Below are 25,212 nucleotides of genomic sequence, written 5' to 3' on the forward strand. Positions count from 1 at the left end.
TTTATTCTAAAGTGAAATACTAAGCCACATGGAAAATTACCCACAACGCTATGGCTATGATGAGTGGGGCTTAGAAACTACTAAGCTTGCCAATTGCACACAGCCACAACAATTATTAAAATTACAAATTGTGGCTGACTTTCCAAGTACCGCCAAACTTTCCTGTCTGATGAAACCCCATTCATTCATAGCTGATGTTGCCAACCGTATCTATTTCTGTTCAACTTTTATGGTATCTCCTGTTTCAGAAAGTTCTATCCACCGCCCAGTTGGTGCACCCAGCTTGTAATTCTTAATTGTCTTCAGTTGACCAGTATTGAAAAACGTCCTAAATTCTCCGTTAAATTCTCCGTCTTTATATTCTCCTATTTGAGTTATTTGTCCGTTTGAATCGTAAACCTTAAAAAGTCCCTGTCTTCTACCCATGCTGTCCCTAAATTCTTCAAAATTTAAGGTGCCATTTACTGTGTACATTAAAAAGGAGTCTACTTTAATACCATTGTAATAATTCGCTTTTAACTTGTAAAGTCCTTTTGGAGTATAGTAAATTTGCGTTCCATGAAGAGTGTCTTCCTTATAGTTTTCAATACTTGCCAATTGTCCGTTCTTAAAATAAGTAGTCCACTCACCATTCTTGCGTCCGTTAATCAATTGTCCTTTGGGTTTTTCTTTTTCCCATTTATTCTGCCTCTGAACAAATTTCAAATCGTCAATTAATTGGATGCGGTTGAAATATATATAAGCTACTATTAATCCAACAATTGTTATTAGAGTGACTTTAATTTTTGTTTTTTTGTCCATCTGATTCTATTGTCCTGCTAATGGATGGCAACGTCCAACTAAAATGATTATGCGCTTCCAATTGCTATAAGCGCAGTAATTTCAAGTTCACAAAATCGTTTCAAAGTGCTCAATTCGTATATTCATTTTAGTTTTTGTTGTACACCGTGGATTAATATTTACCAGACGTTCAATTCAAGTTGGCTAGTTTCAATATTAAAATTGTACTCATATACCTTATCATCATCTACTGACACGAATTTTAAATTTTCATCTGTAACCATGGCATCATTAATCCAAGGTACGCCACTGGGTGATGTAAAAGATTGAGAGGACTTGTACTCAACTTTATTTCCTGTAGCAAGATCATATCGTAACACCTCAGTGACATAATCGCCATTTTTGTTTTTGTTATGTCTTAAAAGATAAATAAATTTTTCATCGACTGCAAAATCATTAATATCAGTACCGTTCTTTATTTGAAATACTCTACCTTGAAATCCGAAAGCAGTATTTATACTATAATCGGATTTTAATTTTAGGAAATTGTAAGTATCATTCTGCCAATCCCCACCTTTTTCATGAAATTTATGCATAATTATATACTCATTATTATTGACTTCGATGATCCTTTGAATTTCAAGTCGATTTGTTGTATCAATAATAAAGGAAGGTTCTGGAAGTAGCATAGAGTCAGCCTTACTATTAAAATTAAAGCTAAAAATTTCAGCACTGTAACTACGATCATTGTCAAATAAAACCCATTGGTTCAATGGAGTTGTATAGGATTTAGTTACTGTCTGGATTTTATCGTCTATTACAGTTGCTGATATAAAATCACTATTTTCTTTTCCAATAATTTTTATATATTCTTGCTTTTTTGCAACTAGATTCTCAAAATTGTATTTTATTCTTACAAGGTTACTATTGTTTTTATCCTTTTTTGCTTCGTATATAATCCTTATACTTTTTTCACCTAATGTAACCTCTTCAATAAATTCAGAAACTCCTTCATGTGAGAATGAGAAGGCATTCATTTTTGGAATCCAATCGATCATTTTACCATCCTGATCAAAATGTAAAATACATGGGTCTATTTTTTGAAAACCTTTGCCCGATTTAGCAGTTCCATTTATATCGCATATAAGGACAAATGTACCATCATTTAAGACGTCAATTTTTGGATTTTTAATATCGCTTTTATGAGAAATTTTTATATTTTCATTTTCAAGTTTCAGGTATAAATACTTCATTCCATATTGATCCTCCTTCTCAAAAACAGCGGCAATGGTTCCATTATCATTGATTGCAGCATTTGGACTCCAGCCATCAGGGCTAATTGGATGATGATTTCGAGTAATTTCTAAGTTTAAAAATTTTGTTTCTGTGAAAGAATTAGACTGTTGCTCATTGTCCGATGAGCATCCCATAAATAATAAGGGCAATAGATAAAGAAGGTTTTTCATAAGTTTCTGCTTTTTTTCGTTATTCTCTGTTAGTTAAAGCTATGGTGTACAACGTTAAGAATATGGGGCGTTGGGCTGTTCAAGGCTACAAACTACCCATTTTCTACATATTTTGTTAAATGTAATCATTTTCGATTTTACTACTGTCTGCCCAATGACCTATATTTAGTGTTGGGCATTCGTTATTTTATTGTTCCGTGATAGTAAACCATGGAATATTGATTTTTCCTTTCATCAGGTAGATGTTTACAGACTCCCCAACCTCTATCCTATCATAAAGGCTCTTCGAAATACTGACATCTTCAGTTTCAGCTACAGGTCCCCAAGCCTTCAGTTCAAGGTAGTAAGATGTCGATTTACCAGTACTTATTCTCATATGCAAAACTTCACTAGAATAAACCTTTGGTTCTGATTCATCATATATGCAGTTATAGTTGATAATACCACCATATGAATAGACGAATACAAAAACTACTATAAAGATAGCTGTAACATAATCAATTGCTTTTTTGAATTTGAGCTCGGATGTGGTTGAAAACATAATTAAGCTTGTCGCTATTGTAACTGCAAATGCTGGTAACCAGAAGTTTGAGTATTCTAAAATATTGAAATCGATAAAACTCCGTAACGCAAGTGCCATTCCAGGTAAAATAAATCCATAAATTGTCGATGGATAACCGCTATTATTCTTTTGATCTATACGGATCAGACCCCTAAAAAAGTGGAGACTTGCCAGAATAAAAACAGGAAAAATCAATGCAATTAAAGTAATGAGCTCATATGGCCTTGGATAGAAAAAAAGTAAAACAGCTAAAAGACTTCCAATTCCATTCAGAGTTCGCGCGACTAACCTTGCCTGTTTAAGCTTATTTTCTCGTTCCTCTACAGTTCTGCCATATTCTTCATTCGCTAAAATCTGTTCTACTTCCTGAGAACTCTCAATCACATCTACATCAACAAAATTCGTATATAGCCATTGGTTAAATGAATTTTTGTTACCGATAAATTGACTGACTTTAATGGGTTTCAGGTGAGCATTTTTCGGTATCAAGTATGTATAATTTTGATCTATACGATAGCCTTTAATGTTGGATAGTTCAAGCTCTTTGTTTTTGAAAACGTCAACTTCAACTACTTTATCGGAATTGATAATGATCCTTCCTTTGTAAGTACTTAATAATCCGTAAATCATAAACAAAGACATTCCAATTGATACTGGAACTAACAGAAGTACCAACCACCAAACGATTTCATCAGCCATAAATGGCATGATTCCAAGAAATACAAAAAGTGCTATTAAAAGTGGTGTGAAAATGTAAATAAAAATTGACCACCCTTTGGCCGTTCTAAATTCTTGATTCATGTTTTTTATACGATCCTGAATGATGCCCAACGTTGATATATGCGTTCGGTGGTGGATTTTAAAGCAGTTCACTATCCGCCGGCAGAGAAGAAAGATAATGAGAAACAGCCTGACTTGCAACGACCGCCACCACTGAGGCATATATGCTGTTACCTGCTGTTTTTCTGGTTTTCAAGATAATCTAAAATGCTAAAATATTCTTTTCCCTGTTTTACCCATTTAGCAATAACAAGCTCAATAAATTTATCTTTGTCAGGATTGTCTCTAAATATATCAATTTTCTCTGTTAGTTGACGTGAAACTACAAAGTCCCAACTTGTCCCATAAAGAGTATCGTAAATTTCATTTTCTCTTCTAGTAAAATCTTCAAATTTCATTTTCGCTAAATCATCAAGCATATCAACTCGACTAAACAACTTTGGCAATAATTCATTTTCTAGGAGTCTAATAATTTCTGTAATATAATTATCTGGACGCATTGTTTTAGTTTTCTCAAAAAAGCTATCAAATAGTCTGTTTTCGGAAATATAAAATTCAGAAGGGGTATAGTATTTTGAAAATGTTGACTTGTGATGTTTGGGAATACAATAGACATTGATATATCTAATGAAGTCTTTTTTCATTTTTTCAATATAGATATGAATGTCATATTGCTCATTTTCTACAAATAATAGATTTAGCTTATTTTGATTTAATTGTATCTCTGCAATTTGACTCCAGTTTTTCTTGGTCGTTGTTTCTGCTTTTTTTAAGTCAGTCCAATAGCCTTGAAAAAATGGATATTTATTGCCAACCAATTTGTGAACTCCATTTTTCACAACTTCTGAAATGGTATTTCTGACATTAATAATCCTAAGTGAATGGATAATTTCAGATTTAATATCAATGCTTCTTGTTTTTTTGTAGAAATCAAGTAAGAACTGAGCCGATTTTTCGCTACCATTCAGATTCAATCCTCTGATGCACCTACAAACTATAAAATTATCTTTTTCAGACTCCGTTTTCTTAATGAAAAAATCCTCTAATTGCTTATTATTATAATTTGAAAGCAGTCCAATCGCATCGATTTTAACCTCACGTACTTTATTTGTCAGTTCTTTTAAATCTTCAATGTAGCTCTCATCAGGCTCTATTCCATTCAAGCTATTTAACAAATTGGATTTTTTATATTTGTCCTTAGTTTGATTGATTGATTCAAAGACTTGTTTAAAATCTGTCATGATGCTGTTTCTTAAATAGCAGGTAACGCGAAGCTAAAATGCGTTTGCTACACTTCACTGATGAAATACTAAAGTAGCGAAGCCAAACCATAACCACAATTATTGGAAGAAAAAAGAAGAGACACATACTATCTGCTTGTCCTAAATCTAAAAGAAATAATCAGTTTGGCTTTGTGGGGAATTTCCTCTTCACCTTGCTAGAAGCAGTAAGCAAATGCATTTTTAGGTAATGTTACCTTTCTTTTTTTTGTCAGCAAGTTTTTTTTGTCAGCAAGTTTCTTTTTTCTGAATATTACGGCACTTACTAATACTCCTATTGCTAACCCAAAAACGAGATACAACTGTGGCTGAAGTTCATTGATTGGGTATTCGATATGTACATCTTCCTTCATATGCTCTATAAGTGAATTACTTCGTTGGTTTTTTACGACTACGGCCAGTATTCTTCCTTGCCAAGTAAAAAGACCACAAGCAAGTATTATAAACAATGATATCAACTTCTGTTTGAATGATGAGATATTTGCAAATTTATTTACTCCAAAATGCAGTAATGGAATAAGTCCAATTGCAAATGTGAAACAAATATTGCCGGAACTCAATGGATCAGTACCCCGCGTGTTCAGAATTATCATTGGATCCTTAACTTGATTCATAGAAAAAATCATAAATTCTGGCCAAAGAAATGCACTTAGCAAAAAACAAAAGAGAGTGAATCCTGCAACCCTGTAATATTCGTTCATATAGTTGACTATTATTTTATTAAAGTATTGAAAATCTGTAATTGACAATTATGCGTTTTTTATCACCCGAGTTTCCCCTCTGTACCGTTAGCTAGCGAAGTTCACGGCTTTGCAATTTGGAAATGAAAGGTAACGCCTGTATAAAACCCGTTTGCTATACTAGGCTATGAAATACTGAAAGTAGTAATTTATGCTTTCTCCGCAAACTGATACACTTCATTAATTGCAAAAAATTGGATTAACTAAGTACCATAAATGCTCAAAGTAATATCCTTGCTTGCCCGCTATGAAAAGCAAGCATAAATTACGGGCTATTTAGCAGACACTTCCCTACAAGGTGGTGAGCAAATGGGTTTTATGCGATGTTGTAAAACGTTATTTCTTGATTACATCAGACTCTAAAAGTACAACGGTCATAGAATCCTTATATACTTTTTTGATATAAAATAAATCTTTTCCTTGTCCTCTCCAAAATGGATATTCGGTATTAAATAAGGTGTCTGACACTTGCTCCCATTTGCCTTGGACAGTTTCAAATTGTATAGGTTCAGTTCCGCAAAATCCCACAGGCTGTACTCTTGTCAATTCGTTATTAGGCTCTAATGCAAAGCCAAAATTATCCTCGGTCAAACTGTCTGTTCGAATGAAAGTAATGGTGTCACCGGACACATCTCCCTGCATCCATTTTCCTTCAATTTTGTATTCGTTGCTTACGCAAGAAACCAAGGATGAAATAATTAAAATTGATACAAGTCTTTTCATGGTTGAGGAAATGTTTTACAACGCGAAGCTAAAATGCGTTTGCTACACTTCGCTGATGAAATACTAAAGTAGCGAAGCCAAACCATAACCACAATTATCGTAAGTAAAAAAAAGAAACCCTTGCTGAATGCTCGTCCTAAATCTAAATGAAAGCACCAGTTTGGCTTCGTGGCAATTTACCTCTTCACTTTGCTAGAAGCAGTAAGCAAATGCATTTTTAGCAAATGTTAGAGAGATTTTATTTTATGCCATTAAAAAAATGTCCACAATTATCCTATTTCCGATTCTCCATCTTAACCATCCTGTCGCAGATGAAGGACAATCGGCAATATATGTTGAACAAGGCATCCCCTCATTTGGATTCTTAGAGGAATTGTAGAAGCAATCATATTTAACTTTAATCCAGTCTCCTTTTACTTCCAGCACACACAATAATTCATGCTTGTCATCAGGAATCTGAACCGTTTCAGACGAGTCATTTGGTTTTTCCTTTATGGGCTGGTTCTTAAAGTCATTATTTTCAATACTACGTCTTATTCCGTGGGAATCCGTTAAGTACTCCTCCCAAGTCCAGAATATGTAATTTGTACTTTTGGGAACATATTTGATATCCTTTTCATTTACCAAAACTTTATAGGCATCTCCAACGGAATCTAAAACTACAACTTGGACAATTCCATAATCTGGTTTATGAAATTTAGCACAAAATGGAGATGGAGCTTCATAATCATAAATATCCCATGAGCAGAATTTGTCAGATAGGTTTCGGTCATTAAAAGCCTCAAAAATGAACGGTCTGTCACTTTCAGTATTATATCCTAATAGGCCAATCCCCAGTTCCGAGGTGGGATTCGAATATTCGCATTGCCCAAAAGCAGATGCATTGAAAGATATTAAAATAAATATTATTATCAGATTCCGCATATTCTCTCTAACGCGAAGCTAAAATGCGTTTGCTACACTTCGCTGATGAAATACTAAAGTAGCGAAGCCAAACCATAACCACAATTATTGAAAGAGAAAAGAAGAGAACCTTGCTGAATGCTTAACCTAAATCTAAATGAAATCATCAGTTTGGCTTTGTGGAGAATATCCTACTCGCTTTGCTAGAAGCAGTAAGCAAATGCATTTTTAGCAAATGTTATCTTCATTTTATTTTAAAGTCCATTTCGATTCTAAGGTTAAACTATCCGATAAAATAATTCTCTGACACCATCCTTTCATTGAGTAAGGCATTTGTAGTTTGTAAGTCTCAGAATTACTTAAAAGTTCAATAGTTATTTCTTCAATTTCTGGTACGCTTTTATTTTCATTTCCAATGTAAGTTGGTTTGTAATTATCAGCAATGGAACTTTGTCTGTTCAATTCTCCTAAAGTCATCTCAAAAGAGTTAGAGATTAGTTTTACAGTCTTGAATTCTTGTCCAGACCGATTGAATACCTTAAAATATACTCGTTCAGATATATTAGTATGGAGATTGAGAATAATAATAAGAGCAGGGATATTCAATAGAATGAGAACAGGAGGAATAACAAATATTTTCGAAGGATTTTCTGAGTTCGCAGACCAAACTATAGAACTGGTGATTAATCCAATCAGTGCAATTGGTACTGAAATTAAAGTCCACTTAAACCCGTAGTCTTCGAGACTTGAATAATCGATAGCGTACCAATCTCTTGCTGCCCACCACAAAACAAAAATTGCTGTCCCAACTGCAAGAATTAGAGGACCAATTGCAAGAGAAAACCAAAAGAGTTTTTTTTTATTCATTTAGCTGTTCTATAGAATGCAGATTTTGAAGATAACGCTTAGGCTATGATGAGTGGGGCTTAGAAACTACTAAGTTTGCCAACTGCACACAGCCACAGCAATTAATTAATTTACTAATTGTGGCTGACTTTCCAAGTACCGCCAAACTCTCCGGACTGATGAAACCCCATTCATTCATAGCTGGTGTTAGCATTTCGTTTATCATTCACAGCTATTGCTACTTCTATTTTGCTTGAAACGATTTCATTTCTAATTTTCCCTGCAGTCCAATCAGTTAACCCATTTATCTCGTTAATAATAACATTTTCAAGTTCCATATAATCATCGGTTGCATTTCGTTCAGTTATTTCAGCGTTAGAAGATTCACCATCCTTATTAACAATGAAACTCACAACAAAATATGGAGCATTCACAATATTGGATATCAGTTCTATTGAATCTTTTGCAAAGGTCTTTTTATTTAGCCTTTTGATAATTTCTTCTTGCCCATTGAAATTTGGATTAGTTGCCAAAAGCGGTCGTTCATCGAGTTGTTGTTCAGGAAAAACTGATCCTCTATTGGTTGCAAGAAATAAACTATCCGCTTGGTTTTTAATCAGCATCAAATAGTTTGAACCAAAACGTTCATTTATTACGCTATCCATTACAGATTTTTGACAATATCCTTCCCCATGCATAGATGCTACTAACTCCAATTGAATATTAGATTCACTCAATACTTGTCTTAGCTCCCTCTCGTATCTTGGAATCTCATTAATTAGCACATATTGTACTGTATCTTTTTTTAAGAGCTTAAATGCCTGTTCAATTTCTTCTTCACATATTGCATCTTCCAAATCCACAACATCTTCTTTATTCGGTTTTGAAGAACATCCGAAAATAATTAATATGAAAAATGTAATTGTATATCTCATGAATGCTAACGTTAAGAATATGGGGCGTTGGGCACTTCAAAGCTCCAAACTATCAATCTGCTACATATTTTCTTAAATGTAATCATTTTCAACTTTAGCACTTACTGCCCAATGACCTATATTTAGTGTTAGCGGTTCGTTTTATTCAGTTCGTTACAGATTGGTAGTTCAATTTGCCCATCTGTCAATACAATAGTTTACAATCTTTTCAATATCAGTTAGTGGTTGAGATGAAGCCTCTCCACGAACATAAAATTCTTTTCCTTTATGTCCGTTCAAGAAAACTGGTCTATGTTTACTAGGTGAAACAGTTACTACAAAAATTTCTTTTCCTTCAAGTTCGAAAAACTGTCCGACAACATTGCTTTTAACAGAAAAGGAAAGAAAATGAGAAAGCATTTGGTCAAATTCAAGTTGGAAAAAATCTTTTGGACTTTTTCCATTGGCTAATCTGTAATCATATTCAAGTCCTTGAATTTCTCCTTTGTCTGTTAAACCGATAAAAAGGAAACCGCCTCTTGAATTTAGAAAAGCACAAATTGCTTTTGCAATAATTCCTTTGACGCTGATACCAGCTTTTCCTGAAGAAAAATTATAAAGCAAGGTTGGCTTAAATTCTACTTGATTGCTTTCGCCATTTTTTATCAACTGCTCAAATGATAAAGTTTCCTTTTCTGCGACTGGTGATTCCTCAATTTCTTCAGTCTCATCATCCTCTTGCGGTCGGTCATAACCTGTCCAATCAAAAGGAGTTTTAAGAATTTTATTTGTTTCAGTTTCCGCTATGTCGTATTCATAAAAATCAATATTCTGTTTATAGTTTTTTGTATCGTAATTTAATTGCTCATAGTACAAAAATTCATGGTTAAGAGCATCCATTAAACTTTGTGGGTCGTCCGAAAAACTAATTCGTCCGATACCATGAATTAAAAATTCTTCGCCAACTTTGTCGTCAAATATTTTATCTTTAATTGGTTGGTCTATAACCATAAAAACCCCGATACCGTTACCAAAACTGTCGCTGAATTCAATTTCCTTTTCGCCTATTTTGACCTTCGTGCTAGTTCCTGGGTCAATGAATGAATTTAGCTCTACTCTTGCTTGTTTATCCGATGAATACTTCTTGTTCTTACCTTCAAGTAAAACATCAATGAAGTTTTGATAATGTCTAAATGCATTCTCTCTTGCTACAATTGGATATTCATTTTCAAACTTTTCTTCAAATTCTAAAAAGTCAATTTCATTCCCTTTTACCAAACGGATGAGTTTTGCTTTCACTACATAATGTATTGCTCCTTTCATATTCTATTCTTCAATTACAGTTCCGTCAGCCGAAACCCAAAAATGTTTGATGCCTAAAGTTTTGAGAAATGGTGTCAAGTGTCCAATTGTTCTTCTTATGTCTTTGTCGTCTGGGTGTGCAATTGCGAATTTACTTTTTGGATTGAGATACTTTTCGTCAAGAATTTTTACAATTGCTTTACCAAAGTGAGTTTTTATTTGCCCACTGTCAAAATACTCTCGTTTTTTTGTCGGTGAGTTTTTCCCTGCCTTTGCGCCTTTTGCTTCCACAATAAGTGTTTTGTTTGATTTTGAAGCTACGATATCGTTGCCTTTTGTCTGCCCCAAACAAAAACTGTCAATTGTCCAACCACTTTTTTTCAGGTGGTCAGCTAAAATTGTCACGGTTTCATCTTCTGTTATTTTACTCATTGCCCTTAAATTCTTGTGGCTCGATTGATAGTTGCACTGTCGTCATCGTATGACCGCTAACGGTTTCGTGTATGAGCAGTAGCGGATTTGAAAGTACAAACCTTTCAGTTTAGCACAAAGCTTATTAAAAGCACAGACCTTGATTTTACCACTTCACCCGCTATTGCTTATACACAATGTTGTGCGTTCGCCCTTTATTTTCAGTCGGTTTAGTCAATTTTCAAAGGTAGGATTTTTTGGGGTAGGGAAGGCACTCTCTCTTGCAAGTTTTGGTCAAGCGTTGGCTGGTGCGACTTGCAAGAGTGTGTGCCTTTGGGGCGGATTAACTGGCACAGCAACTTAATTTTGATACGTCTTTTCCGAAAGTTATTGCTGCTAATTTTATACCTTCTCCCAAAGTCAAATAAGGGTAGAAACTGTCTGCTAAGTCTTTCACCATTATTCCGTATTTGATTGCCATACTTAATTGTTGTATGAGTTCTCCACCTTCGGGTGCGACTACTCTTGCACCTATAAGTTTGTCAGTTTCCGAGTTACGAATGAGTTTGATGAAACCCCTTGTGTCGTTGGCTGCTATGGCTCTCGGTACGTCTTTCAATTCCAATTTTGACACTTCAAACGGAATGCCTTTTGATTCTGCCTGTGCTTCATCTAAACCTGCCCCTGCAATTTGTGGGTCAGTAAACACCACCCAAGGTAAAGAAGAATAATCGGCTTTATTATCTGTTCCTGAGAACGCATTTTCAACGGCAATTTTACCTTCAAAAGCGGCTGTATAAACAAATGCAGGGGTGTTGGTTACGTCACCTGCTGCGTAAATGTTAGGTAGATTGGTTTCCATTTTTTCATTCACAGCGATATGTCCGCTTTTGGTGAGTTCCAAACCAATGTTATCTAACCCTAATTGGCTTGTATTGGCTTTTGTGCCTGTGGCAATTACTACCTTACCTTTTTCTATAATTTGCGTAAATGAACCGTCAGGACATTTACAGTGAATGATGGTTTCATTCGCTTGTTTCTCGAATTTCACGGCTCTGAAATTAGGTAAGATTTCAATGCCTTCTTTTCGCATTTGGGTTTCCAATGCTTCACTGATGTCTGGGGTTTGTGTCCGTAGAACACGGTCGGTAAATTCAATGATTCGGACTTTAACGCCTAAACGATTGTACGCCATTGCAATTTCCAAACCTATGTAACCTGCTCCCATAATGGTCAAGCTTTCGGGTTTTTCTTCCAAGTCGAAAAGGGAAACGTTGGTCAAGTAGTCAATTTTGTCCAATCCTTCAATAGTCGGAATGTTGGTCGTAGCTCCCGCAGCAATTAAAAATTTGAAGGCTTTGTATTCCTTGCCATCAACCAAAATGGTTTTGTTGTCTTTGAATTTTGCCCAACCTTTTAGCATAGTCAGGTTTTCAAAATCGCTTACCACATCCATATATTTTTTCTCTTGAAGTGTGGCTACTAATTTTTTCTTGTCTTTGATGATTTGAGCGAAATCAATATCAACTCCTTTTGGCTTGATGCCTTCAAAGTTGGAATGTGTAGCGTGATAAGCCGACTCGCCTGCACGAATAAGATTTTTAGAAGGCACACAACCCACGTTGACACAAGTACCGCCAAAGTCCAAACCACCGTTTACCATTAAGGTCGATAATCCTAAACTTTCGGCTTTGATTGCTGCCGAAAATGCAGCCGAACCGCCACCGATAATGATTAAATCAAATTGATTAATTCCGCTGTTTCCATTATCAGGGATTTCACTTTTTACACGATAGTTTTTTGTGCCGTTGATGGTATTAATGATTTCTTCTTTGCTGGTTTTGGTAGGGTCAAAAGAACATTCGCAAGTAGCTTTTGGATAGCTCACATTAGCTTCTTTTACACCTTCATTTTTGGAAAGTAATTTTTCAATGCCTGTTGCACAATGGTCGCAGGTCATTCCTATGATGTCAAGTTTTATTATTTCTTTGTTCATAATGATTTCTCTTTTTGATTTTCCTTAATGATTTCGGCTTTATAGCCTGTCTGCTCAATAACCTTGATGATAGCGTCAGGATTTGTTTTCTTTGGGTCGTATTGGATGGTTGCCAAATCGCCCGGATATTCCACTTTGTGTTCAATAATGCCGTCCACTTCTTTGAGGGCATTTGAAATATGGTTGGAACAACCTGCACAAGTCATTCCCGTGATTTTCAGTTGCAGGGTCTTACCTTCTTGCTGTGTTGTATTTGCTGTTTGTGCTTTATTGTCAGTCGGTTTGCAACATTGTGCATTGAGCTGAGCAATTCCAATTAGGAACAAAGCACTCAATAGAATTAAATTCTTTTTCATTGTGTAATTATTTAATTAAGATCTTAAATACAAAAGGCAAAAAAATACTATTTCTTGCCAACCACTTTGTAACCTGTACCGTTGATGGCTTCTTCAATTTGAGCGATACTCACTTTGGTTTGGTCAAATTCTACTTTGGCAATCGCTTCTTCATAAATCGCATCTACCTTAACAATGCCTGGCAATTTGTTCACATCATTTTCTACGTGTGAAGCACAACCATTGCAAGTCATTCCTTTTACATCAAAAGTTACCGTTTGGATGTCAGAAGCATTGACGATTACAACTTCCTTGTTGTCGTTTGAAGGATAGAAAATGTGTGCATAGTTTGGAAAAGCGAGCATCAAGGCTGCAAACACGGTTACAATTCCCAAGAATGTTTTGGTCTGCATAAAGGGTTTTTTTTCGTCTTCTTCGCAATCACATTGGATTTCTTCGGCTGTTCGTGGTTTGAGTTTCTGATACCAAGCAAAGCCCAATACCAAAACGGTGATACCGATTAGATAAGGTCTTGCTGGTTCCATCCATGAAAAGGTAGATGCCACTCCTGAAGCTCCTGAAATAAGAGCCAATACAGGTGTAATGCAGCAAAGTGATGCTGCTACTGCCGAAAGCACACCCGCTCCGACAAGTCTGTTGTTTTTCTTGTTCATACTGTTTCCTTTTTTGAATTGTTTATGATGTGTTTAAAAAATGGACGAAGTAAAGTAAGTTGCTCCTGTTTCAAAGAGTAGAAAATGGTTTGTCCTTCTCTTCTACCTTCAATGACGTTTCCGTCTTTTAGTTTTCTGAGGTGTTGCGAAACGGCAGGGATGCTCATTCCGAGAATGTCTGAAAGGTCGCAAGGACAAAGTTCGTTTTCTTCTTCTAAGAGAAATAAGATTTTTAACCTTACTTCGTTTCCTGCCAATGCTAAAAGTCCACTCAGTTGACTGAATGCCTTGTCGTTGGTTTGAAGTATTTCTCTACAATTGTCTATTTGAACCTTGTCGGCAAACACACGGATACACGATTGATTGTTTTCCATAATTTCCTTGTTTAGGATTTAATAACGCAGCAAAAATACAAATAGTTTTCTTATTTAAGCAAATACTTAATTATAGTTTTTAACAATTCTTCTTTGTCAGCGGTGGGTGATTTAGCTCTTTTGGTTTTTTAGCGTTGGCTTTGAGTGTCGGAAAAACCAAATGTGCTAAATGTGCGGTGGGTTTTTAGGGTGACGCACAACGTTAAGGCTAAAAACTGTGGCGGATTAAATGCCTAGTCTTGTCCGCACTAGATAAAGGTAGCAAAAAGAGAGAATATATCAATTGCCTGCTAACCGCCATTGGTTTTAGCTGGTGTTAGCGACTTTTATCCTCTTTCAAATGAGTTTCAAAGAGATTTCTTATATCATCTGCTATTTTTAGCTCCTCTACATTGTCATAAACTTTATACCAAGACATGGGTGAGTGATAAGAAAAAGTTCTTATTTTATTATCAATTTTTATTTGGTAAGTATAGGTGGCTCCATCAGTTATCATGCTTCGTTTCTCAACTATTCTGCCATCTTTCAATTTCATGGTCTTTTTCATTCTTGGTCTAATCACTTCCATTGAAGGGAAGTTAAAAAAGTTCATGGAGTGAAGTGAGTCAGTAATCGAATCCCAAGATTCCTTTGGGGTCAGTGGGGTTACTTTAGTCTTATTAATTTTTCGCTTTTCATAAGTCTTATTAGGATTAAACCAATACTCAACTTTTTTAGCTTCAAATTTCCCTTCTATGCACTGAATTATAGTTACTGAACCTCCGTTTACAAGAGATGGGGTATAATAATATCTGATTTCCACTGGATGTTTAGAATTCTGTAGATAGCCAATTCTTCTGTGGTCATCGATGAAATTTGTTTCCTTTTTTGTCGTATCAGCTGATAATTCTAAGTCTGCAAATAAAGCACCACAATAATCACGATTCTTTATAAATGTCTTAAGTATTTGCTTTTTGTACTCTTCCCAAAAGTCAATACCGTGGATTGAATCAAGATATTGAATGACTACTCTGTTATACTCAGATTCCCTCATTTTGGCATGTTGTGGAATAATACTGTCGAGGGCAATTACTTCGTTTTTAAAACCGAATGATTTTTCTATTGAATCTAGTTGATAGGGCTCTATCGTTTCGTCAATTCTAGTTCCTATTGACCCCCAAGTTAATGAAAAGATATTGAGCAATCTTACTGTATCGTTTTTAAGGTCTTGTTTCGCTTTAATGCTATCAAACGGTATCTTGACTAGATACATGGAATCTATTCTAGACCTGTCCTGCGCTTTGCCATGAAAGAACAGGATATTACTAAATAATATGAGGAGTAGCAGTCTATTCATTAAATGCTCTTATTGGCGCTAACGGTTCTCGGCTATGGCTAGTGCGGAGTTTCGAAGCTCGGTTCTTCACCGTCCGCTCTTACGTTTATTTTTTTGCAATATCCTCATTTTCACTCAATCAGCCCGCATTAGCCATAACCGATGTTAGCTGCATACCCTTTATTCTTATTTTTCTTCACCGTTTACATATTCAACAGTGTCTGTTAGTTTTCCCTCAGCGTCATAAATGTTTAGAGTACCCGTCCCATTCTTTATGGTTCCTTCATCATTCTTTTTTCCATTCCTGTTGTAATTGGAATAAACATTCCAAAGTAATCCATTTTTATATTCTCTCTCTGTCCAAAGCTGTCCATTGTCATGGTAATATTTATAATTCCCATTTAATTTATCGTTTTCATAGTTTTCAATCGATTCAACTTTGCCATTTTCATAGTAAAACTTCCATTTTCCAAATTTGTCTTTTCCATTGATATAGTATCCGGTTTCTCTTAATGCCCCACTTTCATAATAGGTTCGAAGGTATTTAAGTTCTTGTCCTGCAATTGTCGTGTCAGTGAATTTTGCCTGCAATTTACCATTAGGATAATATTGCTCAAGAAGCCACATTTGTCCGTCTATGGCATTGTATACTTGTTGTAGTTTATAAGGGTGATTAACGTCATATATTTTACCAATTCCATGTTCAATACCATTTTTCCAATGTTTTATTTGAATCGGTCTTTGGTACTTCTCTTCATATCCGTGATAATTGATTTCCTCCCCATGTTTTTTCCCATTTTTAAAGTTTGTAACTATTCTTCGATTCCAATAAAATGGGGGTTCTTTATCTCTTGATTCATAAGTAGTCCATATTCCTTCTTTTTTGCCATTTGAATATTCTCCAATTTCTTTTTGCAAAACACCTCCAAAAGTCATCGGCACATCTTTGTCACCCACTTTTATAGTTACCGTTTCCCCCATCATAGATGAGTCGAGAGCATATTCAATCCAAAGTCCTTCCTTGACTCCATTTTCAAATCTACCGCTATCCTCAAATTGATCAATAGCATTTGGATCAAGAAGGTCATCGCTAATAGTAGGATTTTCAAACCATTCTTTAAGAGCCTTTTTTGCCTCCTTTTCAGTTTTCTCATCCTCTGTCTGACTAAAACAGAAAGATATATTTAGAGTCAGTGTAATTGTTAATATAATTGTCTTTATCATTTTATTATGGGTTGCAGCTAACGCTTACTGTATGAAGCGTGGCTGATTTAAAAGTACAAAAGTTTCATGCTACTAACTAGGCAATCTGCAGGATTGCTTGCTAAATTACTTCTATACAGTAAGTCAATCCTGCGGATTGACGGGCTTTCTAAAAAGAAATGCAGTATCGTTACCTACTAAACAGCCATGATTTCATACAGAGTGTTGTAGCCAGTTATTCTTCACTAATGTAATCATCTATCGATTTTTTATTACTTAAATCAATGGTTTCTGTCAAGTCCCAGTCGTTCAATATTAGGTTCCATTTTGCCTCAATTTCGAATAAGGTATTTATCAACTGTTCCTTATTTACCGAATCTTTGTTAAAACGGAAACCGTCAATCCAAATGTTCTCAATCATGTCATTTTTAAAATCGCAGAATACTGCTGATGAGTCTAATTTAAATCCCCAAGTACTTGAACAGGTAGCTTTATAGGAACTATATCCATGATAAACTTCATCGACCTTTTGAAATCCACATACTTCCATTAAAGCTTTAAACTCATTAATTGATATTTTTCTTTCTGAAGTCTTAATATTTTGTCCTTCGCGAACATAAATATCTGTGAATCCTATACCGTCACTATGCTTTTGAGCAAACTCATCTATATTTTCATTTTCGTCTTTCAAGTCAACAAAATTCTCTCTAGGAACTAACTCAACTTGACAATAAAAGTCTTCATGCATATAAAGACCACTCTTTTTCTCATCAGGTTTGTTATTCTTACTTTTCAACCAGTTAAAAAGACTCATATTTCAAATTTGATATATTTTACATCAACATTTTCTGTCAACCATACACCGTTTTCAGAAAGATAGAATTCAATTCCATCAGTATTCATTTTCCCAGCATCAATTTTCAAAACAATTGGTTTCCCATATCGCATTCCGACCTTTTTCGCAGTTTCTGTATCACTTGATAAATGAACATGATGACGATTTTGCTTTAAAAGTCCATGCTTTTTTATTGAATCAATATTTCTGGTTGCGGTTCCATGAAATAGTATTTTTGGGGGTAATTTTTTCTCCCATTTCAAGTCAACATTTATTGAATGACCTTGATTAGCTCTTATTTTCGAAAAGTCATCATTAAACTTAAATCTTTGCTTGTCACTTGATTTTACAATTTCCTTTAATATCTCAATGTCAATCGAGTAATTAGCTTTATGCATTCCCTGAATTAAAAAATCCGTATTAACCCATCCATTTTCGTCAAGTTCTAAATCAATCGTTTCAGGTTTGTGTCTCAAAACCAAACTCAAAAACTTACTTATCTTAATCTTATCAGTTATCATTTTGTAGTGAGCTTTCCTATAATTCTGACTAACATTTAATTAAACTGTTGCATATCAATTATTTACAATCATCATGTTTTGTTATTAATTCTTTTAATTTCTTGGCTCCACCGTTAGCTTGCGGAGTCAATGACTTGGCTATAGGAGGAATTGGCTACAACGCTTACTGTATGAAGCGTGGCTGATTTAAAAGTACAAAAGTTTCATGCTACTAACTAGGCAATCTGCAGGATTGCTTGCTAAATTACTTCTATACAGTAAGTCAATCCTGCGGATTGACGGGCTTTCTAAAAAGAAATGCAGTATCGTTACCTACTAAACAGCCATGATTTCATACAGAGTGTTGTAGCCAGTTATTCTTCACTAATGTAATCATCTATCGATTTTTTATTACTTAAATCAATGGTTTCTGTCAAGTCCCAGTCGTTCAATATTAGGTTCCATTTTGCCTCAATTTCGAATAAGGTATTTATCAACTGTTCCTTATTTACCGAATCTTTGTTAAAACGGAAACCGTCAATCCAAATGTTCTCAATCATGTCATTTTTAAAATCGCAGAATACTGCTGATGAGTCTAATTTAAATCCCCAAGTACTTGAACAGGTAGCTTTATAGGAACTATATCCATGATAAACTTCATCGACCTTTTGAAATCCACATACTTCCATTAAAGCTTTAAACTCATTAATTGATATTTTTCTTTCTGAAGTCTTAATATTTTGTCCTTCGCGAACATAAATATCTGTGAATCCTATACCGTCACTATGCTTTTGAGCAAACTCATCTATATTTTCATTTTCGTCTTTCAAGTCAACAAAATTCTCTCTAGGAACTAACTCAACTTGACAATAAAAGTCTTCATGCATATAAAGACCACTCTTTTTCTCATCAGGTTTGTTATTCTTACTTTTCAACCAGTTAAAAAGACTCATATTTCAAATTTGATATATTTTACATCAACATTTTCTGTCAACCATACACCGTTTTCAGAAAGATAGAATTCAATTCCATCAGTATTCATTTTCCCAGCATCAATTTTCAAAACAATTGGTTTCCCATATCGCATTCCGACCTTTTTCGCAGTTTCTGTATCACTTGATAAATGAACATGATGACGATTTTGCTTTAAAAGTCCATGCTTTTTTATTGAATCAATATTTCTGGTTGCGGTTCCATGAAATAGTATTTTTGGGGGTAATTTTTTCTCCCATTTCAAGTCAACATTTATTGAATGACCTTGATTAGCTCTTATTTTCGAAAAGTCATCATTAAACTTAAATCTTTGCTTGTCACTTGATTTTACAATTTCCTTTAATATCTCAATGTCAATCGAGTAATTAGCTTTATGCATTCCCTGAATTAAAAAATCCGTATTAACCCATCCATTTTCGTCAAGTTCTAAATCAATCGTTTCAGGTTTGTGTCTCAAAACCAAACTCAAAAACTTACTTATCTTAATCTTATCAGTTATCATTTTGTAGTGAGCTTTCCTATAATTCTGACTAACATTTAATTAAACTGTTGCATATCAATTATTTACAATCATCATGTTTTGTTATTAATTCTTTTAATTTCTTGGCTCCACCGTTAGCTTGCGGAGTCAATGACTTGGCTATAGGAGGAATTGGCTACAACGTTAAGAATATAGGGCGTTGGGCACTTCAAGGCTCCAAACTGCCAATTCCTTACATATTTTCTTAAATGTAATCATTTTCAGCTTTAGCACTATCTGCCCAATGACCTATATTTAGTGTTATCTCCTTTTCATTTCTATTTAGCTACCTCTAATCAATTTATTGTTAAGTAGCAGCGCAAATTCTTCTTTGCTACCTAAGAGGATTCCGTGTGTTTCATCCCAGCCGTTTTCATGCACTAGGCATAACATAAATTCTGACTTCAATTCAATCAAAAAACCATTGATTACATTCGGAAAGTTAAAGTCATACCATTTACTTTTTTCAATCTGAAATTCAAATTTCACTTCATTAATATTGAGTTCAATATTAACAGTTGATCCAAGATCTTTACCAAGACTGTCTGATTGAAAATTTTTAAGCGTCAAGTTTCCATTACTCTGCTCAAATAAGGTTTTTAGTTGATCCTCATAATCCTCAATATAAAAACCATGGATTCCGAATTTCAAAACCCTAGAATCATCAATCAATTTGGCTAAATTAACTGAGTTGTTTATTTTGATTACTTCGTCTGGACCTTTGATAAGTTCAACTAGGTCTTTCTCTGGCATCAACAATTCCCAGATATTGGCAGTCAAATACTCTATTTTAGGCTTACCAAACCCATGATAAAACCAATATATTTTTCCAAATTTGTCAGTTATAATTCCTGGGCCTTCTCCATCTGGATGATTTGAGTCAAAAAGAATTGTTGCCGATTCTCTATGTATTCCATTGGTCTGATTTATGTCTCTCAGCATTCTTCTTATGTTATTATCTACATCATGCTTTTGGAAAGATTCGAGAAGCTGTTTACTTATGTTGAACTTGTATATTTCATTTTGAAGTTCTAACTCTATCACCTTATCGTAATTGCGAAGTATCTTTAAAAAGAATTGAATATCGGAGGAGTCAGAATGTTCAAACCTTTGAGTTGAAGGTACAGAAGAGTTACTTTCTCTTTTTTGTCTCCTCAATAATACAAAAACAAGAACCAGAATAATAATTATAATAGAGATAGTAAGGGTCATATTTTTATTGGAGATAACGTTAAGAATATGGGGCGTTGGGCATTTAAAAGCTCCTAACTGCCAATTCCGCACATTTTTTCTCAAATGTAATCATTTTCAACTTTAGCACTCTCTGCCCAATGACCCATATTTAGTGTTGGGTACTGTTATTCTTCATAATAGCATTCAAATGTTGTACTTCGTTTTCTGAAGTAATCATTTAATGGCTCAAGGCCTAATTTTTCTCTTTCCCCTTCAGCCTTTTCGCAGTCACAAATAACCGGTTTCTTCCCAGCGTGGCCTATGTAGGATCCAATTAAAAAACAAATATCATAACTTGACTTATTAATATTACCAATTCTTACTAGGTTCTTGTAATCCAATGGGTATGCAGCGTTGTAAGGTGATAAATCACCTCTCAATATGGCATCAACTAGAATAGGTTTTAGGTTGTTTACTTGTTCCGAGGTAAAGTGATGTAACATAATAGTTATTTCTCCATAAGCATACTTGTCTCCTTCTTTTCCATCTCCAATCAAAGATCTACCCGGCCATTTTCCATTATTTGCTATGATAATTTCCGAAAGACGTTCATAGTTAAGACTGTCTGTGCTCTCCATTTTTCTCAAACTTCCAAAAATAGGATGTCGAGCCGCTTGATCACTGTCTACCATACTAAGTAATTCAGTTCTAAGCACAGTATTTAAGCCTCCTACATATTCTTGATGCAAAGAGTCATACTTTTCCCTCAATATTTTCCATTCCTTTGATTTTTTAAAAGTCGAAAGGTGTTTCCTGATACTTTTAATAGTCAAGCCAACTGAAATTCCTTCGACAAGATATTCATAGGTTCTCCCATTTTCAGCTAGAAGGTCTGAATTCACTGCAGCTAATAAGTAATCATTTTTAAATGGTTTGTCTACTAAATTAAAGGCGAACTGATAAAGGGAATCAGCCTTTCCATAATCCTTGTCAAGATGTGCAATCTCAGCTTTGTTAATTGTCTGGTAATAGGTTAAAAAATTAAGTCCTGAAGCATTTTGAAGTCCTAAAATTAACAAGACAAAAGAGAAGATAGCGGTTCGTTTCATTAGTTTGGTTAAGTTGCGATAACGAAATTGTACCCAACGCTATGGCTATGATGAGTGGGGCTTAAAGACTACTAAGCTTGCCAACTGCACACAGCCACAGCAACAGTTAAAATTACAAATTGTGGCTGACTTTCCAAGTACCGTCAAACTTTCCTGACTGATGAAACCCCATTCATTCATAGCTAGTGTTAGCAGTTTTATTTTTTTCATTTATTAATTCCTGTGCCGCTGTTCTCGCTTCATAAACAAGGTCATTGGATATACTTTTTTTCTTTAATTCAAATTCAGATAGTTCTCTGAATTTTATTTTGAATTGGTCAATTCTATTCTTTTCAGCATTCTCTTTCTCCTTGGATTCAATTTGTCTTTGTCTCAATGATTTTGGTGGAAATGGAATGAATTTATATGAATTTTTAGTTGGTTGAATTGGTGGGTTTACTATGTCTATCATCAAAGAGGTGAAAAAGTACTCTTGATTGTCCAAGGTTTGTATTCTAAGAAGACCATAATTTCGCCACGGCATTGGTATGTAGTTTTGTTTCCACTCTGCATGTCGATAATCTGAATAGTAAATACGCTCGATTTCTTTTAATTCATTCCAATCAATTTCTAATAACTTTCCCTTTTCTGTTATGTAAATTTTTTCTTTTTGGCGGTCAATTTCTATAACTGTCGATTTATTAAGGAAGAAGTAAGTAGGATGAAGTATTAATGCTGGGATAAACCAAAATAAGGTCCATAGAATTAGTAGTATTATTAGTTCAGGGTCAGGATAAATACCTTTCCAAAACCATAGAACAGCCAAAACCACTGGAATCATTCCTATGTTCCATAGTCCATTTGATATGGATTTGATTTGGTGTTTCAGGTCTATTTGGTACTTCTCAGGCATATTATATTACTGCTAACGCTTAGGCTATGATGAGTGGGGCTTAGAAACTACTAAGTTTGCCAACTGCACACAGCCACAGCAATTAATTAATTTACTAATTGTGGCTGACTTTCCAAGTACCGCCAAACTCTCCGGACTGATGAAACCCCATTCATTCATAGCTGGTGTTAGCATTTCGTTTATCATTCACAGCTATTGCTACTTCTATTTTGCTTGAAACGATTTCATTTCTAATTTTCCCTGCAGTCCAATCAGTTAACCCATTTATCTCGTTAATAATAACATTTTCAAGTTCCATATAATCATCGGTTGCATTTCGTTCAGTTATTTCAGCGTTAGAAGATTCACCATCCTTATTAACAATGAAACTCACAACAAAATATGGAGCATTCACAATATTGGATATCAGTTCTATTGAATCTTTTGCAAAGGTCTTTTTATTTAGCCTTTTGATAATTTCTTCTTGCCCATTGAAATTTGGATTAGTTGCCAAAAGCGGTCGTTCATCGAGTTGTTGTTCAGGAAAAACTGATCCTCTATTGGTTGCAAGAAATAAACTATCCGCTTGGTTTTTAATCAGCATCAAATAGTTTGAACCAAAACGTTCATTTATTACGCTATCCATTACAGATTTTTGACAATATCCTTCCCCATGCATAGATGCTACTAACTCCAATTGAATATTAGATTCACTCAATACTTGTCTTAGCTCCCTCTCGTATCTTGGAATCTCATTAATTAGCACATATTGTACTGTATCTTTTTTTAAGAGCTTAAATGCCTGTTCAATTTCTTCTTCACATATTGCATCTTCCAAATCCACAACATCTTCTTTATTCGGTTTTGAAGAACATCCGAAAATAATTAATATGAAAAATGTAATTGTATATCTCATGAATGCTAACGCAAAGCTAAAATGCGTTTGCTTCACTTCGCTGATGAAATACTAAAGTAGCGAAGCCAAACCGTAACCACAATTAATGAAAGATAAAAGAATAGAAACCTTCTGAGTGATTGTATTAAATGTTATTGAACGCCTCAGTTTGGCTTTGTGGTGAATTACCTGCTCACTTTGCTAGAAGCAGTAAGCAAATGCATTTTTAGTGAATGTTAGCATTTTGTTTTTTAAAGTCGTTTGTTAAGCTTAAAATACGATTCTTTAAGCTCGCTTGAATATTGATTTTAAAAAGTTTAGTGTTGATGACAAGTTTGTTTATTTCTTGGCAAATCAATACAAGTCTTTCCTTTTTTGAATTAGGAGTTGGGGGATTAACTAGCCAAATTTTACCCGTCAATCTGATATTGGAAAAATGAAACGTAGAACCATCAATTCCAAAATTTTGGCAATTTGCACAAACTGAACCAAGTGCCGCAGAAAAAAGATTACTGATTAGCTCATAGTCTTCACTTCGGATATGCTTGATGATTTTATTGATTTCTATATCATCAGTTTCAGGGAGAGAGTTCCAAATACTTTTTGAAGGACTAACATGTGTAATGAAATAGAAACTAGGTTTTTTTAGGTCAGTGGTATCGAGTTCAATAGCCCAGAAGGTTTCAGATTGTTGGTATCTAAGAATTTGAAAGTTTGATAATTGACTAATAAGAATTTCTTCTACTTTCTTTTCGTATTCCTTGTCTCCAAATAAACTTGCCCCAATTGGAGATAAGCAGTCATTGGAAGCCTTTTGTCCAAATACAGGGGTTATGGTGAAAAAAATAGCTGTTAATAGAAAAAGCTCTCTCATGGTTCTAAATGCTAACGCCACTGTATAAATTCGTGGCTGATTAAAAGTATAAAAATTTGCGTTAACTACCGAGGCAATCCGCAGGATTGGCTTATTAAATTAATTTTCACAAATAAGTCAATCCTGCGGATTGACGGGCTTTCTACGAAGAACTGAAGGAACAATAACCTACTAACAGCCATGATTTATGACAGAATGTTGTGTGTAGTTTATTATATTTCCTCATCTTCATAGGGTTCAACAGTTAATTCTTTGCTTGCTAAATCAAAGTATTGACTAAATGCAAATGACCAATCCGTTTCAGGTTTGGAAATTACTCCGAAGAATTCTAATCTACCGTCTTTCAGATTTTTAAACCAATATCTATGAAATCTTGCAATATCTAAGAATTCTTTGTCTGCAAATTTTGAGAATGCTGTTTTTGTGAAAGTAGAGTCAATAAGAATGGATTCACCCTCTCTTATATCTAATTGAATTTTAGAGTCTCGGTACTTATCCTGATAAATGGTGTCGTTAATCTCATACTCGTCTAAGACGTAACTGTCCAAGTAAGTCTTAGTTATCCTTATTTGAATATTTTGCTCATTTATCAAGGTGTCAAACTTTGCAGTTGAAATGTATTCAGGTATGAGTCTTTGAAGCACATGTGAATGTTTTTTAAATGCAGAATCGATTTCTGAATTCTTTGTTTCACTTGTCACTACTTTGGAAGACTCTGTCTTAGATGTCTGCCCATTTTCATGTCCTTGTCTTGATTGGCAACTCACAAAAGCTATTAAAGCAATACTTACAAATAAATAATGTTTTATCATTTCACGCTTATTACACACAACGGCTC

General features: G+C 34.7%; 27 protein-coding genes. All 27 read right to left on the bottom strand.

Translation table 11 applies throughout. From position 1 onward, the window contains the following. Window positions 1-210: 210 nt before the first annotated feature. Window positions 211-801, bottom strand: a complete 591-nt coding sequence (locus ABWH96_RS20530; protein ID WP_375579360.1) for a toxin-antitoxin system YwqK family antitoxin — start codon at window positions 799-801, stop codon at window positions 211-213. 158 nt (window positions 802-959) lie between these two features. Then, entirely contained in the window at window positions 960-2,246 is a 1,287-nt protein-coding gene (locus ABWH96_RS20535; RefSeq protein ID WP_375579361.1) for a hypothetical protein, read from the bottom strand. Between the two features lie 187 nt (window positions 2,247-2,433). After that, window positions 2,434-3,609, bottom strand: a complete 1,176-nt coding sequence (locus ABWH96_RS20540) for a hypothetical protein (RefSeq protein ID WP_375579362.1) — start codon at window positions 3,607-3,609, stop codon at window positions 2,434-2,436. Window positions 3,610-3,758: 149 nt separating this feature from the next. Continuing rightward, complete coding sequence (locus ABWH96_RS20545; protein WP_375579363.1) at window positions 3,759-4,829, bottom strand: HEAT repeat domain-containing protein; 1,071 nt, start codon at window positions 4,827-4,829, stop codon at window positions 3,759-3,761. A gap of 197 nt (window positions 4,830-5,026) precedes the next feature. Then, the gene (locus ABWH96_RS20550; protein ID WP_375579364.1) at window positions 5,027-5,569 is read right to left on the bottom strand and encodes a hypothetical protein; all 543 of its coding nucleotides are present in this window, start codon (window positions 5,567-5,569) and stop codon (window positions 5,027-5,029) included. A 375-nt stretch (window positions 5,570-5,944) separates the two neighbouring features. After that, window positions 5,945-6,331 carry a hypothetical protein gene (locus ABWH96_RS20555; protein WP_375579365.1) on the bottom strand — a complete coding sequence of 129 codons (387 nt, stop codon included), beginning with the start codon at window positions 6,329-6,331 and terminating at the stop codon, window positions 5,945-5,947. Window positions 6,332-6,574: 243 nt separating this feature from the next. Then, window positions 6,575-7,255 (bottom strand): hypothetical protein, encoded by a 681-nt coding sequence (locus ABWH96_RS20560; protein WP_375579366.1) that lies wholly within the window; start codon window positions 7,253-7,255, stop codon window positions 6,575-6,577. Window positions 7,256-7,483: 228 nt separating this feature from the next. After that, window positions 7,484-8,101, bottom strand: coding sequence for a hypothetical protein (locus ABWH96_RS20565; RefSeq protein ID WP_375579367.1), 618 nt, complete (start codon window positions 8,099-8,101; stop codon window positions 7,484-7,486). A 170-nt stretch (window positions 8,102-8,271) separates the two neighbouring features. Further along, a complete protein-coding gene (locus ABWH96_RS20570; RefSeq protein WP_375579368.1) occupies window positions 8,272-9,015 on the bottom strand; it encodes a hypothetical protein in 744 nt (247 codons plus the stop codon). Between the two features lie 168 nt (window positions 9,016-9,183). Then, window positions 9,184-10,317, bottom strand: coding sequence for a helix-turn-helix domain-containing protein (locus ABWH96_RS20575; protein WP_375579369.1), 1,134 nt, complete (start codon window positions 10,315-10,317; stop codon window positions 9,184-9,186). A gap of 3 nt (window positions 10,318-10,320) precedes the next feature. Then, window positions 10,321-10,728 (bottom strand): hypothetical protein, encoded by a 408-nt coding sequence (locus ABWH96_RS20580; RefSeq protein WP_375579370.1) that lies wholly within the window; start codon window positions 10,726-10,728, stop codon window positions 10,321-10,323. Between the two features lie 322 nt (window positions 10,729-11,050). Beyond that, complete coding sequence (gene merA, locus ABWH96_RS20585; protein WP_027375687.1) at window positions 11,051-12,703, bottom strand: mercury(II) reductase; 1,653 nt, start codon at window positions 12,701-12,703, stop codon at window positions 11,051-11,053. After that, on the bottom strand, window positions 12,700-13,059 hold the full coding sequence (locus ABWH96_RS20590) for a heavy-metal-associated domain-containing protein (RefSeq protein WP_027375686.1): 360 nt from the start codon (window positions 13,057-13,059) through the stop codon (window positions 12,700-12,702). The genes merA and ABWH96_RS20590 overlap by 4 nt, the downstream gene beginning before the upstream one ends. A 47-nt stretch (window positions 13,060-13,106) precedes the next feature. After that, window positions 13,107-13,712: a mercuric transport protein MerTP gene (merTP, locus tag ABWH96_RS20595; RefSeq protein WP_027375685.1), complete on the bottom strand. Its 606-nt coding sequence runs from the start codon at window positions 13,710-13,712 to the stop codon at window positions 13,107-13,109. Next, window positions 13,709-14,086 (bottom strand): metalloregulator ArsR/SmtB family transcription factor, encoded by a 378-nt coding sequence (locus tag ABWH96_RS20600; RefSeq protein WP_027375684.1) that lies wholly within the window; start codon window positions 14,084-14,086, stop codon window positions 13,709-13,711. Before ABWH96_RS20600 ends, merTP begins: the two co-directional genes overlap by 4 nt. A 316-nt stretch (window positions 14,087-14,402) precedes the next feature. Continuing rightward, window positions 14,403-15,422, bottom strand: coding sequence for a hypothetical protein (locus ABWH96_RS20605; protein ID WP_375579371.1), 1,020 nt, complete (start codon window positions 15,420-15,422; stop codon window positions 14,403-14,405). Window positions 15,423-15,587: 165 nt separating this feature from the next. Further along, window positions 15,588-16,625 (bottom strand): toxin-antitoxin system YwqK family antitoxin, encoded by a 1,038-nt coding sequence (locus ABWH96_RS20610; RefSeq protein ID WP_375579372.1) that lies wholly within the window; start codon window positions 16,623-16,625, stop codon window positions 15,588-15,590. A gap of 214 nt (window positions 16,626-16,839) precedes the next feature. After that, window positions 16,840-17,418, bottom strand: coding sequence for a hypothetical protein (locus ABWH96_RS20615; protein ID WP_375579373.1), 579 nt, complete (start codon window positions 17,416-17,418; stop codon window positions 16,840-16,842). Then, window positions 17,415-17,960, bottom strand: coding sequence for an RNA 2'-phosphotransferase (locus ABWH96_RS20620; protein ID WP_375579374.1), 546 nt, complete (start codon window positions 17,958-17,960; stop codon window positions 17,415-17,417). The genes ABWH96_RS20615 and ABWH96_RS20620 overlap by 4 nt, the downstream gene beginning before the upstream one ends. A gap of 353 nt (window positions 17,961-18,313) precedes the next feature. Then, window positions 18,314-18,892, bottom strand: coding sequence for a hypothetical protein (locus ABWH96_RS20625; protein ID WP_375579373.1), 579 nt, complete (start codon window positions 18,890-18,892; stop codon window positions 18,314-18,316). Continuing rightward, entirely contained in the window at window positions 18,889-19,434 is a 546-nt protein-coding gene (locus tag ABWH96_RS20630; RefSeq protein WP_375579374.1) for an RNA 2'-phosphotransferase, read from the bottom strand. Before ABWH96_RS20630 ends, ABWH96_RS20625 begins: the two co-directional genes overlap by 4 nt. Before the next feature lie 300 nt (window positions 19,435-19,734). Further along, on the bottom strand, window positions 19,735-20,664 hold the full coding sequence (locus tag ABWH96_RS20635) for a hypothetical protein (protein ID WP_375579375.1): 930 nt from the start codon (window positions 20,662-20,664) through the stop codon (window positions 19,735-19,737). 146 nt (window positions 20,665-20,810) lie between these two features. Further along, a complete protein-coding gene (locus ABWH96_RS20640) occupies window positions 20,811-21,734 on the bottom strand; it encodes a hypothetical protein (RefSeq protein ID WP_375579376.1) in 924 nt (307 codons plus the stop codon). Between the two features lie 172 nt (window positions 21,735-21,906). Beyond that, entirely contained in the window at window positions 21,907-22,626 is a 720-nt protein-coding gene (locus ABWH96_RS20645) for a hypothetical protein (RefSeq protein WP_375579377.1), read from the bottom strand. Window positions 22,627-22,777: 151 nt separating this feature from the next. Beyond that, the gene (locus ABWH96_RS20650; RefSeq protein WP_375579368.1) at window positions 22,778-23,521 is read right to left on the bottom strand and encodes a hypothetical protein; all 744 of its coding nucleotides are present in this window, start codon (window positions 23,519-23,521) and stop codon (window positions 22,778-22,780) included. Window positions 23,522-23,726: 205 nt separating this feature from the next. Beyond that, entirely contained in the window at window positions 23,727-24,374 is a 648-nt protein-coding gene (locus ABWH96_RS20655) for a hypothetical protein (RefSeq protein ID WP_375579378.1), read from the bottom strand. 212 nt (window positions 24,375-24,586) lie between these two features. Beyond that, window positions 24,587-25,186 carry a DUF4738 domain-containing protein gene (locus ABWH96_RS20660; protein WP_375579379.1) on the bottom strand — a complete coding sequence of 200 codons (600 nt, stop codon included), beginning with the start codon at window positions 25,184-25,186 and terminating at the stop codon, window positions 24,587-24,589. Window positions 25,187-25,212: the final 26 nt, after the last annotated feature.

The organism is Marivirga tractuosa, from assembly GCF_042140215.1.
Lineage (GTDB): Bacteria > Bacteroidota > Bacteroidia > Cytophagales > Cyclobacteriaceae > Marivirga > Marivirga tractuosa_A.

What these genes read in the sequence shown, in the direction of transcription:
- ABWH96_RS20645 (WP_375579377.1), bottom strand. Translation starts at nt 22,626, where the DNA reads ATGCCTGAGAAGTACCAAATAGACCTGAAACACCAAATCAAATCCATA.
- ABWH96_RS20580 (WP_375579370.1), bottom strand. Translation starts at nt 10,728, where the DNA reads ATGAGTAAAATAACAGAAGATGAAACCGTGACAATTTTAGCTGACCAC.
- ABWH96_RS20660 (WP_375579379.1), bottom strand. Translation starts at nt 25,186, where the DNA reads ATGATAAAACATTATTTATTTGTAAGTATTGCTTTAATAGCTTTTGTG.
- ABWH96_RS20655 (WP_375579378.1), bottom strand. Translation starts at nt 24,374, where the DNA reads ATGAGAGAGCTTTTTCTATTAACAGCTATTTTTTTCACCATAACCCCT.
- ABWH96_RS20610 (WP_375579372.1), bottom strand. Translation starts at nt 16,625, where the DNA reads ATGATAAAGACAATTATATTAACAATTACACTGACTCTAAATATATCT.
- ABWH96_RS20530 (WP_375579360.1), bottom strand. Translation starts at nt 801, where the DNA reads ATGGACAAAAAAACAAAAATTAAAGTCACTCTAATAACAATTGTTGGA.
- ABWH96_RS20600 (WP_027375684.1), bottom strand. Translation starts at nt 14,086, where the DNA reads ATGGAAAACAATCAATCGTGTATCCGTGTGTTTGCCGACAAGGTTCAA.
- ABWH96_RS20575 (WP_375579369.1), bottom strand. Translation starts at nt 10,317, where the DNA reads ATGAAAGGAGCAATACATTATGTAGTGAAAGCAAAACTCATCCGTTTG.
- merA (WP_027375687.1), bottom strand. Translation starts at nt 12,703, where the DNA reads ATGAACAAAGAAATAATAAAACTTGACATCATAGGAATGACCTGCGAC.
- ABWH96_RS20565 (WP_375579367.1), bottom strand. Translation starts at nt 8,101, where the DNA reads ATGAATAAAAAAAAACTCTTTTGGTTTTCTCTTGCAATTGGTCCTCTA.
- ABWH96_RS20545 (WP_375579363.1), bottom strand. Translation starts at nt 4,829, where the DNA reads ATGACAGATTTTAAACAAGTCTTTGAATCAATCAATCAAACTAAGGAC.
- ABWH96_RS20630 (WP_375579374.1), bottom strand. Translation starts at nt 19,434, where the DNA reads ATGATAACTGATAAGATTAAGATAAGTAAGTTTTTGAGTTTGGTTTTG.
- ABWH96_RS20535 (WP_375579361.1), bottom strand. Translation starts at nt 2,246, where the DNA reads ATGAAAAACCTTCTTTATCTATTGCCCTTATTATTTATGGGATGCTCA.
- ABWH96_RS20570 (WP_375579368.1), bottom strand. Translation starts at nt 9,015, where the DNA reads ATGAGATATACAATTACATTTTTCATATTAATTATTTTCGGATGTTCT.
- ABWH96_RS20650 (WP_375579368.1), bottom strand. Translation starts at nt 23,521, where the DNA reads ATGAGATATACAATTACATTTTTCATATTAATTATTTTCGGATGTTCT.
- ABWH96_RS20555 (WP_375579365.1), bottom strand. Translation starts at nt 6,331, where the DNA reads ATGAAAAGACTTGTATCAATTTTAATTATTTCATCCTTGGTTTCTTGC.
- ABWH96_RS20605 (WP_375579371.1), bottom strand. Translation starts at nt 15,422, where the DNA reads ATGAATAGACTGCTACTCCTCATATTATTTAGTAATATCCTGTTCTTT.
- ABWH96_RS20620 (WP_375579374.1), bottom strand. Translation starts at nt 17,960, where the DNA reads ATGATAACTGATAAGATTAAGATAAGTAAGTTTTTGAGTTTGGTTTTG.
- ABWH96_RS20615 (WP_375579373.1), bottom strand. Translation starts at nt 17,418, where the DNA reads ATGAGTCTTTTTAACTGGTTGAAAAGTAAGAATAACAAACCTGATGAG.
- ABWH96_RS20590 (WP_027375686.1), bottom strand. Translation starts at nt 13,059, where the DNA reads ATGAAAAAGAATTTAATTCTATTGAGTGCTTTGTTCCTAATTGGAATT.
- ABWH96_RS20540 (WP_375579362.1), bottom strand. Translation starts at nt 3,609, where the DNA reads ATGAATCAAGAATTTAGAACGGCCAAAGGGTGGTCAATTTTTATTTAC.
- ABWH96_RS20560 (WP_375579366.1), bottom strand. Translation starts at nt 7,255, where the DNA reads ATGCGGAATCTGATAATAATATTTATTTTAATATCTTTCAATGCATCT.
- ABWH96_RS20625 (WP_375579373.1), bottom strand. Translation starts at nt 18,892, where the DNA reads ATGAGTCTTTTTAACTGGTTGAAAAGTAAGAATAACAAACCTGATGAG.
- merTP (WP_027375685.1), bottom strand. Translation starts at nt 13,712, where the DNA reads ATGAACAAGAAAAACAACAGACTTGTCGGAGCGGGTGTGCTTTCGGCA.
- ABWH96_RS20635 (WP_375579375.1), bottom strand. Translation starts at nt 20,664, where the DNA reads ATGACCCTTACTATCTCTATTATAATTATTATTCTGGTTCTTGTTTTT.
- ABWH96_RS20550 (WP_375579364.1), bottom strand. Translation starts at nt 5,569, where the DNA reads ATGAACGAATATTACAGGGTTGCAGGATTCACTCTCTTTTGTTTTTTG.
- ABWH96_RS20640 (WP_375579376.1), bottom strand. Translation starts at nt 21,734, where the DNA reads ATGAAACGAACCGCTATCTTCTCTTTTGTCTTGTTAATTTTAGGACTT.